The sequence below is a fragment of the Gammaproteobacteria bacterium genome, assembly GCA_013001575.1.
In the GTDB taxonomy this organism is placed as follows: Bacteria; Pseudomonadota; Gammaproteobacteria; order Steroidobacterales; family JABDMI01; genus JABDMI01.
In genome coordinates, this window is sequence record JABDMI010000095.1 from 1 (window position 1) to 12,223 (window position 12,223).

Sequence of the window (12,223 nt, forward strand, 5' to 3'; positions counted from 1 at the left end):
ATTCGCAAAGTAAGTGAGGCTATTTTATTGTTGGGCGATTTTTGTTTCATTTAATAAAAATCTGCTTATCTATTTATTTCGCACGATAAATGCCGGTCTTTACACAGAAGTGCAAGAGTGCAATATGAGCAATTTATAATAATAATGTTTATACGCTGTATGTTTAGTTTTACTAAACTATATTTATATATTTTTTATATATATTTATTATGGTCAATGTCAATTAACTATTTGTGACATTTGATAAATTATTCTCCGAAGATACAGGAAAATTTTAACAAATACAAGAATTTAAATACGAATTGAACATTGCATTGAGGTCTTTTGTATTAGTAATGACCGGGGAAAAAGCGAATGTAAGATTATTATGTCAAATCGTAATTTTTAGTATCAGGACCAATGGCCCGCGATCTCATTAACTCAACTGATTATTCACATGCCTTGCACACAGAATATGGATGATTGATTAACGGCCATAATGCATTTGCAAATGTTTCTCAACACACAAAAAAACCGACCAGGAAACCGGGTCGGTTTTTTTGTGATGCAAACAATCCCGAGCGAATCAGGATTGCGATGCGATCAGGAGCTGTAATACATATCGAATTCAACCGGGTGGGTGCTCATGCGTAAGCGGGTAACTTCTTCCATTTTCAATTCGATAAACGCGTCAATTGCGTCATTACTGAAAACATTGCCCTCGGTCAAGAATTCACGATCAGCATCCAGTGCGTTCAGTGCTTCTTCTAATGAGAAAGCAACTTCCGGAATAGCGCTCGACTCTTCCGCTGGTAGATCATAAAGGTCTTTATCCGCCGGATCGCCTGGGTGAATCTTGTTTTTAATCCCGTCAAGGCCTGCCATCAGGATAGCGGCAAAGGCGAGGTATGGGTTCGCCGTTGAATCCGGGAAACGGATCTCGATTCGACGACCTTTCGGGTTGGAAATAAACGGGATACGAATAGACGCCGAACGGTTACGTGCCGAGTACGCCAATTTCACCGGCGCTTCAAAACCCGGAACCAAACGCTTGTAACTGTTGGTTGACGAGTTGGCAAACGCATTAATGGCTTTAGCGTGCTTGATCACGCCACCGATGTAATACAAAGCCGTTTCTGACAAACCACCATAACCGTCACCCGTAAACAGGTTAACGCCGTCTTTCATGATGGAGGCGTGAACGTGCATACCGGATCCATTATCACCTACCAATGGCTTGGGCATAAAGGTTGCGGTTTTTCCAAAACTGTGAGCAACGTTATGCACCACATATTTCAGGGTTTGTACTTCATCAGCCTTGCGCACCAAGGTGTTGAACTCGACACCGATCTCACACTGACCGGCTGTCGCTACTTCATGGTGATGCACTTCGGTTTTTAAACCCATTTCTTCAAGTGCATTACACATGGCACCACGGATGTCGTGCAGGGAATCAACCGGAGGAACCGGGAAGTAGCCGCCTTTAATGCCTGGACGGTGACCGATGTTACCGTCTTCAAAGTGCTTGTCGGTATTCCACTCGCCTTCCTCGGAATCGATCTTGAAAGAGGTATTGTTGATTGCTGTACTCCAACGCACATCATCAAAAACAAAGAATTCGTTCTCAGGGCCAAAGTAAGCGGTGTCACCAATGCCGGTGGATTGCAAATAGGCTTCGGCACGACGTGCGATGGAACGCGGGTCACGCTCATAGCCTTGCATATTGGCCGGCTCTACCACATCACAGGTGATGTTAATGGTTGCGTCAATCGAAAATACGTCCGCAACTGCGGTATCCGGGTCGGGCATCAGGATCATGTCGGATTCATTAATACCTTTCCAGCCATTGATCGAAGAACCGTCAAACATTTTGCCTTCTTCAAAAAAGTCGGCATCGATCGTGTGTGAAGGTACGGTAACGTGTTGTTCTTTACCGCGGGTGTCGGTAAAACGCAGGTCTACATAACGAATGTCTTCGTCTTTAATTTTTTTGAGAATATCCGCGGCGGACATGGTGGGCTCCTATGTGAAAATTTCTGGAAATGACTAAAAATCAGTGCGCTATTGTAGCGCTTTTAAAAAGCAATACGATGCAGATTTCGTGCCAATTTGCTGATTCCACACGAATGTTTTTTTAGTGCCTTGTTATTGCTGGTAAAAGCCAGCAGCAAGGCCATGTTTTCAACCCTGCCGGCCGCTGAGCGCACTATCAGAGTGCGCTTCGCTGCGGGTTTGCACCCTGAATGCCCATCTGATTCTTCCTGTATCTATTCTTCAAAACTCGATGGCGGATGCTCGCAGTGAACTTCGATTGTTTAAGCATTAAGCACTATGTCCTTACGGACTTGTGCTTAAAGCTGAAATACCAACCCCAACGCGGTATACTGTCGGGCTAATTTTTCCAATAGAAACCATAACTTATGGCCAAGAACAAGAAATCGCCCAGCCCGCCAAAAAGTTTTCAGAGCCTGATCTTCCGCTTACAACGATTTTGGGCCAAGCAGGGCTGCGTGATCATGCAGCCCATGGATCTGCCCATGGGGGCAGGCACCTTTCATCCGGCCACTTTTTTACGCGCCATTGGCCCTGAGCCATGGTGTTCGGCCTACGCACAGGCGTGCAGACGTCCAACCGATGGTCGCTATGGCGAAAATCCCAATCGCTTGCAGCACTATTATCAATTCCAGGTTGGCCTAAAGCCATCGCCCGACAACATTCAGGAACTCTATCTCGACTCCCTGCGTAGTTTGGGCATCGACCCTTTGGTGCACGATATTCGTTTTGTGGAAGACAACTGGGAATCCCCTACCCTGGGAGCCTGGGGACTGGGTTGGGAAGTGTGGATGAATGGCATGGAAATTACCCAGTTCACGTATTTTCAACAGGCCGGCGGACTGGAATGCAAACCGGTGACTGGCGAGATCACTTATGGACTGGAGCGTTTGGCCATGTATTTGCAAGGCGTGGACAGTATTTACGACATCACCTGGGCCGATACACCCAATGGTGCGATCAGTTATCATCAGGTGTTCCATCAAAACGAAGTTGAGCAATCGCGTTACAACTTTGAAGTGGCAAATGTGGATGAATTATTCAAGGCATTTGATGCTGCAGAAACCGAAACCAATAAATTACTCGAAGCCGAACTTCCACTTCCGGCATATGAACAAGTGATACTGGCCTCACACTGGTTTAACTTACTCGATGCACGACACGCCATCTCGGTTACCGAAAGACAACGCTATATTTTGCGAGTACGGACCCTGGCGCGTCAGGTTGCTGAGAGTTATCTGGCCAGCAGAGAGAAATTAAATTTTCCCCTAGCGCCGAGAAATACACCTTCAATCAAGGAAAGCGCATGACAGGTAAAGCACATTTTCTGATTGAGATCGGTACCGAAGAACTGCCGCCAAAGGCTTTGTACGATCTGGCGCATGCCTTCAAACTCGGCTTACAGGCTGGATTAGCCGTAGAACGACTAGCGCATGAGGATGTCAGTATGTTCGCCACGCCCAGACGTCTGGCCGTATTGGTGAAGTGTCTTGACTTGCAACAAGCCGATGAAGACATCGAACGTCGTGGTCCGCCACTTGAGCGCGCCTTTGATGCCGAGGGTAAGCCAAGCATCGCTGCAACGAAATTTGCCGAGAGTAATGGTGTGAGTGTGATCGACTTGCAACAAACAAAAACCGAAAAAGGCACATATTTGATGTATCGCGGCACACAACCCGGAGTTGAGGCGACTACACTGCTGCCGGGTATTGTACAAAGTGCCTTGGATCAATTACCCATTCCCAAACGCATGCGCTGGGGCGATCGCGATGTCAGTTTTGTGCGTCCGGTGCATTGGCTGGTGATGTTATTGGGCGATCGGGTAATTCCCTGTGAGCTTTACGGACTGAGCGCATCAAACATCAGTTACGGTCACCGCTTTATGGCGCCGCAAGATATCACGATCCCGCAAGCCGAAGCTTACCCGAATTTGTTACTGCACGCAGGCGAAGTGCAAGTGGATTATGCCGCGCGCCGCAAGTCCATTGAAGAACAGGTCTTGGCAAGCGCCGAGGAACTAAACGGACAGGCAGTGATTGATAAAGACTTGCTCGACGAAGTGACGTCCCTGGTAGAAATGCCATTTCCTGTTGTGGGAGATTTTGATCAGCGTTTTCTGGAACTGCCCGAAGAAGTATTGATAGAAACCTTGCAACAACACCAGAAATACTTCCCGGTTCGCAATTCAGAGGGGAAATTATTACCCAACTTTATCACCATCAGTAACATCAAGAGCAAAGACGCGGCGGTTGTCAAACACGGCAATGAACGTGTTATTCGTCCACGACTTGCCGATGCTGAATTCTTTTACCGCTCCGATCTTAAAACACCACTCGAACAACGCATTGAGCAACTGGACAAGGTCATTTTCCAAAAAGATCTCGGCAGCCTGGGCGACAAGGTTAAACGCGTTTCTGCCTTAAGCAAATTCATTGCCAAGGCCCTGGGTGACAAATCCGGCATTGAATTGCAGCACCTGTCGCGTGCTGCAAGCCTGTGTAAATGTGATCTGTTAACCGACATGGTCGGTGAGTTTCCAGAGTTACAAGGCGTTATGGGGCGTTACTACGCACTTGCACAAAATGAACATGCTGAAGTTGCTAACGCGCTGGACGAACACTATCAACCGCGTTTTTCCGGTGACCGCATACCCGCCGGGATTTACGGCCAGGTTTTGTCGATTGCCGACAAGCTCGACACCATTGTGGGCATTTTTTCAATTGGCAAAAAACCCAGTGGTACCCGTGACCCCTTCAGTTTACGCCGCCAGGCATTAGGCTTGCTGCGCATTATGAATGAAGCGGAACACGATCTTGATCTGCGCGACCTGATCTTGTTTGCCATTAAACAACTTCCCGAACAATTTATTGATCTGACTTTGATTGACGAGATTTTCCAATATTTACAAGAACGTGCACGTGGTTATTTCCTGGAACAGGGCTTTAGTCAGGACCAGATTTCTGCGGTGTTTGCCAGCTCGGCCAATAGCCCGTTGGATATGCGTCATCGCCTGCATGCCCTACAAAGCTTTACCAAACTTCCGGCCGCCCCCAACCTGGCTGCTGCACACAAGCGTGTATCCAATATCCTGAAAAAGAATGCAACACAAATTCAAAAATTACCCCCGATCAAAGTCAACAAGATCAGTGAAAAAGCCGAGTACGCCTTACATCAATCACTCGCACCCTTGCAGACTGAAATAGACGGCTTGCTAAATGCCAAACGTTACACCGATGTGCTATTGCGTCTGGCACGCTTGCGTGAACCGATTGATAACTTTTTTGACCAGGTCATGGTGATGTCCGAAGATCAAACCCAGCGAGAGAATCGATTAAACCTGTTAAAAGATTTTCACCGTTTTTCGTCCGGCGTTGCAGACCTGGCCCAACTGGAGTTGAGTGGCGCTGACTAAACCGGTGTCAAGATTTTGTAATGCAAAGAGCTGCTGTCATTCTGGATCGAGATGGTGTCATCAATCATGACTCGTCGACTTATATTAAAACTCTGGAGGAGTTTTCCCTGATCCAGGGTAGTGCCCAGGCCATTGCGGATCTGCATTTAGCCGGCTGGCCCGTGTTTATTATTACCAATCAATCCGGAATTGCGCGCGGTTTGTATAATGAACAAACCCTCGCCGACATGCACTCCTATCTGTACCGTGCGGTCTCGGAACTGGGTGGTGATATCCAGGCCATTTATTACTGCCCGCACCATCCGGATGACCATTGCGCCTGTCGCAAGCCACAGCCCGGTCTGTTCCTGCAGCTGGCATTGGAACATCCGGTAGATCTGGAAAGCTCGTATTACGTAGGTGACAAGATCACCGACATGTTGGCCGCTCGTGTAATTAAAGCTAAACCGGTATTGGTCAAAACCGGAAAAGGCGCACAAACTTTGCACCACCCTGTGATCGAACAAAACCGGATCCCGGTTTACAGTAACTTGGCAGACTTTGCGAACAAGCTCTTGGCAGATTCTGATCAAGAGGAGTAATTACTTTATGCAAAAAGTCATTATTTTTCTTCGCTCGATACTCTTCAAACTATTGCTCGCCGTCCACACGGTGGTGTTTGGCAGCCTGGTAATCATCACCTACCCGTTTGGGCGAAAGGTTCAATGGTATTTTGTGGATCGTTACACCGATGCTGTCATGCTTTCGCTCAAGTATGTCGCCGGAATTTCCTACCGTGTGACGGGTTCTGAAAATATCCCGCGCAATGAAACCTGTGTATTCTGGTCCAAACATCAGTCCATACTGGAGCTCTATATACTGCAAAACTACATGCCGCGGCATACCTGGGTGTTCAAAAAAATACTTTTGTATGTGCCTTTTTTTGGCTGGGGCTTACGCGCCATTGACGCCATTGGTATTGATCGCAAGGGCGGGCGTTCAGCGGTCGAGCAAATAATTGATATCGGCAGACAGCGTTTGGACAATGGCATTAGTGTTATGTTGTTTCCGGAAGGCACCCGAATGCCAATAGGCAAAACACGAAAATACGGTCGTAGTGGCGCCTATCTTGCCAAAGAAACCGGGCATAAAATTGTGCCGATCGCACACAACGCCGGTGAATTCTGGGGTCGCCAGAACCTGTTAATGTGTCCCGGTGAGGTGCAAGTTGTGATTGGTAAAGCCATCGACCCTGAAGATAAAAGCATAGATGAAATTACCCTGGAATCCAAAACCTGGATTGAAAGCACCATGCGCGAGATCAGTCCGGTGTATTCTAAAAAAGCCGCCTACTACAAAGCACGCGGTGACCAGGATACTGCAGGTGAGCTTAAAGACAGCCGCAAAAAATAAACCGAGAATTTATGAATAAAGCATTTACTATACTGCGCTCTACCATTGCCGGTTTGATCATTATTCCCAACATAGCGATAAATTGCTTGTTGGTTGTATTGACAATGCCCTTTGGGCACAAGGTTCAATATAAATTTGCCAAAGCCTATTCGCATGTCGGACATTATGTTTTGTCCTGGGTAACGGGTTTGAAATATGAAATTGTTGGCGAAGAGAACCTGCCCGATACTGCCAGTGTTGTTTACATGAAGCACCAGTCGGCCTGGGAGACCATTACTATTTTCCGGATCGTGCCGCAGTTTGTAATCGTGTTAAAACGCGAACTTATGGCCATTCCTTTATTTGGCCATGCCTTGAAATCAATAAAAATGATCGACATTGACCGCAGCAGTGGTACCTCGGCAGTGAAGCAAGTCATTGAAAAAGGTACCGAACGTTTACGCGACGGTTTATGGGTTTCTATTTTTCCGGAAGGCACCCGCATGATGTACGGACGGACCCGGCGCTTTGGTAAAAGTGGCGCTTTGCTGGCGAAAGAAGCCGGCGTTCCCCTGGTCGTCATTGCACATAATGCCGGTGAATTCTGGGGCAAAAAAACCTTAATGGTGAATCCCGGTAAAATTAAAGTCATCATCGGTGAACCGATCATGCCGGATGGAAAAAGCGCGGATGAAATGCTGGAACAAGCGAGCACCTGGATGGAAACCACCATGCGCGAGAATTTCCCGGAATATAAAAAACTCGCCGACTATTATGCAGGCCTGCAACTGGATGATGACGGCGGGAATTTTCAGACCAAAAAAAGTTCATGAGTATAAAGATACTCCAACTTAATCAATCCAGTGTTGCGCTGTTGGATAATTTGGCGCAGGAAGTATTTGACCATGCCATTCAGTCCGAATACCTGAGTGCTTTTATCAATGACCCGCGACATGTCATGTTTTTGGCGATTGACCAGGAAACCGTTGTGGGTATGGCTTCAGCGGTGGAATATTTTCATCCGGATAAGCCCGCACAGCTGTGGATCAATGAGGTAGGCGTTGCGCCAAGCCATCGCCGCCAGAGTATCGGGCGCCGTCTAGTGCAGGCATTAATCGCTGAGGCAGAAAAGCGCGGTTGCGTTTACGCCTGGTTGGGCACTGATGAAAATAATCTCTCAGGCAAGATGTGTTTTGGTTCTGTGCCTGACGGTGAAGACCCACAAAATTTTCTGCTCTACGAATGGGAACTGGATTAATTCCTCAAACCCTGTTCTTGACACAGGCGAAGCAATAACTAAAAAAATGTCTTAAATGAAAGAATATGAATCTATTAAAGAATGATATTTCTGTATTACATAGTACATTGGTGGGTAAAACAAGTTTTTCCCACCCTACATGGAATGAATTACTAGGCTGTAGTGGGAAAATTCCCAATTTACCCACCAAAGCGAAGCAAAAATGTCAAAAAAAAAAACAGAAGTCGAGCAAAAGGATCAAAAATATTTCTTTAGCGTAACTATGTACATCGGTGGGTAAAACGGGTTTTTCCCACCCTACAATGAATAATATATAAGGATGTAGGGTGGGAAAATTTCCAATTTACCCACCAAGGCAATGCAATTATGTCAAATTACCGAAGAAGTCGAGCAAGTGGCGCTTATTATTTCTTTACAACAAATCTAGCTGACCGCAATTCAAAATTACTCGTTGCAGAAATAGAAAAACTTCGCAATGCCTATAAACGGGTTCAAGAACTAAAGCCCTTTAAAACGATTGCCATCTGCGTGCTACCTGACCATATCCATGCGATATGGCAGCTCCCGAAAAACGATGTTGATTATTCGTCACGTTGGAGAATATTAAAAGCTAATTTCTCAAGAAATTTTACAGCGACAGACTCTCGCACTTATAGCAAATTTAAAAAAGGCGAGAAAGGCATTTGGCAACGACGCTTTTGGGAACATCAAATACGAAATGAAACTGACTTACAAAATCATATAAATTATATTCATTACAACCCCGTTAAACATGGACTCGTTCAAAAAGTTGAAGATTGGCCGCACTCTTCTTTCCATCGTTTCATTGAAGAAGGCAATTTGTCAAAAGACTGGGGTTCAAAAGTTGTTGAAGGTCAATATGGAGAATGAGATGCGCATGGTGGGTAAAACAAGTTTTTCCCACCCTACATGTAAAAATTTATAAGCAGTAGGGTGGGAAAATTCCTAATTTACCCACCAAGGCAAGGCAATAATGTTAAAAAACAGAAGTCGAGCAAAAAGATCAAAAATATTTCTTTACCGTAACTATGTACAGCGGTGGGTAAAACGAGTTTTTCCCACCCTACAAGGAATGATTTATTAGGATGTAGGGTGGGAAAATTTCCAATTTACCCACCAGGGCAAGGCGATAACGTCAAATAAAACAGAAGTCGAACATAAGGATCAAAGATATTTCTTTACCGTAACTATGTACATTGGTGGGTAAAACAAGTTTTTCCCACCCTACATGGAATGAATTATTAGGCTGTAGGGTGGGAAAATTTCCAATTTACCCACCAAGGCAATGCAATAAGGTCAATTTACTGGTGATGTTGCTACAAACAGAATCAAAAAAGGCTCCCGCAGGAGCCTTTTGTGTCTAGCTAAAAAATCCTGCTTATAATGGATTCGCTTCCGCATCGACTTCCACGATCGGATAGCCAAAGGCTTTTAATTCTTCCATCACATTGGCTTTGTCACCAACGATCACAATATTCATCTCATCAAGATTCAAGTGCTTATTTGCCAAGGCATCCACTTCTTCTTCGGTGAGGTTTTCGAGGATCTCTTTTTGCTGATCAACAAAATCATCTTGTAGATTATAAGTTTGAATACGTGACAAGAAACGTAATTTTTGGCTTGGAGTCTCATAACTGCGCGCATCACGCTGTCCAATGGAGTTTTTGGTGAATTCCAGCTCATCGGCGGTAATGCCATCGGCGTGGTAATCACTGATCTCATTAATAAACTCGGTCAAGGACGCCGCGGTTGCGTCAGCGCGTACCCCGGCTCCGGCACTGAATGAGCCATATTCCTTACTGCCATTAAAGCCGGAACGCGCGCCGTAGGTGTAACCTTTGTCTTCACGCAGATTTATATTGATACGCGAGTTGAACGCACCGCCCAGAGCATAATTCATTAATCCGGCACGATAGTATTCTCCGGTTGCATCATAGGGGAGAGCACGTTTGGCCAGGCGAATTTCGGATTGCGCCGCCGCTGGTTTGTCCACAAAATAGATACTGGATTTGTCGTAGTCAGGGAATGGCTTGAGAGCGGTCACAGGCACATCACCACCCTGCCATTTGGCAAACACCGACAGTTTGGCGATCAACTCTTTTTGGCTCAGGTCACTAACCGCGATAATGTCGGCAATCTTTGGTGAAAAGCGCATGGCATAAAAGTTTTTAACGTCGGCAAGACTAATGTTCTCTACGGATTTAGTAATGCCAATGGCTGGAAAGGCCAAGCTGTTGGACTTGCCATATAAAATATGTCGATTCACATTGGAGGCTGTTTGGGCCGCCTGCTTCTTGCCTTGCTCGATCGACTCCAGCGTCTGGTCTTTAACCCGCTTGAAATCGGCCTCGGCAAATGCCGGCTGGAAAAGTTTTTCAGCGGCAATATCCAGTGTCTCGTCCAGGTTCTCGGTCAGGCTTTTGATCGATACGGTAGTGTAATCGGTACCCGCAAAGATATTCACACTGGAACCCAGCTTTTGCAACCGATTACTTAATTCTTCGTTGGAAGATTCGGTGGTCGCTTCATTCAACATACTGGCAGTGAAAGAAGCCAGACCAACTTTATCCAGAGGATCGTCACGATGACCGCTGTTGATCCGGAAACTGATCGCCGTGGTTGGCACTTCATCATTTGCGGCACTTAGCAAGGCTATTCCGTTTTCCAATTTACCGCGTTGCAGTTTTGGCAAACTCACGCTTGGGTTACCACTGGCGACCGGGCGTTTGCTGCGATCAACGCGACTGTTGGGTACACGATATTCAAGATCGGACTCTTTGGTATTCTCGCTCTTTGGAATAGTCCGCGCCTGATGCACATAGGTGTCGGGCTTGGCGACCGTGTCCGGTTTGCCTTTTTGTACAATACTCAAGATCACGGCAGGTTTGTTTTTAATGTATTGCTTATACACACGTAACACATCGTCCTTAGAAACATTTTGATATCGTTCAAGATCCTGCTTGATGTAATCGGGGTTATTGGTATAGGTTTCATAGGCCGCTAGTTGACTGACTTTGCCGGCGACACTTTCCAGACCATAGATCATGCCCGAGACGATACTGGCTTTCACCCTTTGCAGGTCGTCATCGTTGACACCGCGGGTTTCAAATTCCGCCAAAGACTCGCGAATGATTGAATCCAGATCCGAGAGATTTTTTCCGGAAGCCGGATTTGGTAAGGCCAAGAGTGACAAAGCACAGGCCAATTCAGAACAGGGGTGACTTGCATTGGCTTGCACAGCGAGGCCATTTTTGACAAGGTTTTTGTATAACAAAGAGGTTTTACCGCCTCCAAGAATGTTCGCCAACACATCCAGCGGGGCTTCATCCGTGTGTCTGGCACTAACGGTCGGGAAAGAGAAATAAATTAATGGCAGACTGATGTTGTCCTCATAAGAAATATACCGGTCGGCCTCCAGTTTTCCGGGTTGCGGCTTGGGCATATCGACTTCCGGACCCGCCGGAATATCGGCAAAATAATCCACCACCCATTGCAGTGTTTGTTGCACATCCAGGTCGCCACCGATGGTCAGGGTGGCGTTATTGGGACCGTACCAGCGTAAAAAGAATTTTTTCAGATCGAACAGGTTGGCCCGGTCCAGATCTTCCAGATAACCGATGGTGGTCCAGGAATATGGATGCCCTTCCGGGTACATGGCCTCGCCAATTTTTTCCCAAAGTAAACCGTACGGGCGGTTGTCATAGCGCTGACCACGTTCGTTCTTTACGGTCTCACGTTGCACTTCAAATTTTTCCTGGGTGACCGCATCCAGAAAATAGCCCATGCGATCCGACTCCAGCCACAACATTTTTTCCAGCTGATTGGATGGAACTGTTTGGTAATAATTCGTTCGATCACCATTGGTTGAACCATTCAAGGTGCCACCGGATTCGGAAACGATCTTGAAATGCTCTTCATCAGCAACATTCTCCGAACCCTGGAATTGCATGTGTTCAAAAAAGTGGGCAAATCCGGATTTGCCTATGTCTTCGCGAGCCGAACCCACGTGATAGGTTACATCCACATGTACCAGGGGGTCGGACTTATCCTGATGCAAAATTACCGTGAGTCCGTTATCCAGTTTGTATTTTTCATACGGGATTACAATCTCATCGCCTTTTTTGCTTACT

At 46.4% G+C, this 12,223-nt stretch carries 9 protein-coding genes; 7 read left to right on the forward strand and 2 right to left on the reverse strand.

Going from position 1 to position 12,223, the window contains the following annotated elements; genetic code table 11:
- Nucleotides 1–582 precede the first annotated feature (582 nt).
- Nucleotides 583–1,992 (reverse strand): glutamate--ammonia ligase, encoded by a 1,410-nt coding sequence (gene glnA, locus HKN88_07960; protein NNC97994.1) that lies wholly within the window; start codon nt 1,990–1,992, stop codon nt 583–585.
- A gap of 407 nt (nt 1,993–2,399) precedes the next feature.
- Here glnA and glyQ point away from each other — a divergent pair, with 407 nt between their 5' ends.
- From glyQ to HKN88_07995, 7 genes are all read left to right on the forward strand, one after another.
- Nucleotides 2,400–3,341, forward strand: coding sequence for a glycine--tRNA ligase subunit alpha (gene glyQ / locus HKN88_07965; GenBank protein ID NNC97995.1), 942 nt, complete (start codon nt 2,400–2,402; stop codon nt 3,339–3,341).
- Complete coding sequence (locus tag HKN88_07970; GenBank protein ID NNC97996.1) at nt 3,338–5,443, forward strand: glycine--tRNA ligase subunit beta; 2,106 nt, start codon at nt 3,338–3,340, stop codon at nt 5,441–5,443. Before glyQ ends, HKN88_07970 begins: the two co-directional genes overlap by 4 nt.
- A gap of 20 nt (nt 5,444–5,463) precedes the next feature.
- On the forward strand, nt 5,464–6,024 hold the full coding sequence (gene gmhB, locus HKN88_07975; protein NNC97997.1) for a D-glycero-beta-D-manno-heptose 1,7-bisphosphate 7-phosphatase: 561 nt from the start codon (nt 5,464–5,466) through the stop codon (nt 6,022–6,024).
- Nucleotides 6,025–6,031: 7 nt separating this feature from the next.
- Complete coding sequence (locus HKN88_07980; GenBank protein ID NNC97998.1) at nt 6,032–6,835, forward strand: 1-acyl-sn-glycerol-3-phosphate acyltransferase; 804 nt, start codon at nt 6,032–6,034, stop codon at nt 6,833–6,835.
- Nucleotides 6,836–6,846: 11 nt separating this feature from the next.
- Complete coding sequence (locus HKN88_07985) at nt 6,847–7,647, forward strand: 1-acyl-sn-glycerol-3-phosphate acyltransferase (GenBank protein ID NNC97999.1); 801 nt, start codon at nt 6,847–6,849, stop codon at nt 7,645–7,647.
- Complete coding sequence (locus HKN88_07990) at nt 7,644–8,072, forward strand: GNAT family N-acetyltransferase (GenBank protein ID NNC98000.1); 429 nt, start codon at nt 7,644–7,646, stop codon at nt 8,070–8,072. Before HKN88_07985 ends, HKN88_07990 begins: the two co-directional genes overlap by 4 nt.
- Before the next feature lie 366 nt (nt 8,073–8,438).
- A complete protein-coding gene (locus tag HKN88_07995; GenBank protein ID NNC98001.1) occupies nt 8,439–8,963 on the forward strand; it encodes a transposase in 525 nt (174 codons plus the stop codon).
- Between the two features lie 508 nt (nt 8,964–9,471).
- Here the strand turns inward: HKN88_07995 and HKN88_08000 are convergent.
- Nucleotides 9,472–12,223, reverse strand: a 2,752-nt coding sequence (locus HKN88_08000; protein NNC98002.1) for an insulinase family protein, incomplete at its 5' end; no start/stop codon positions are given.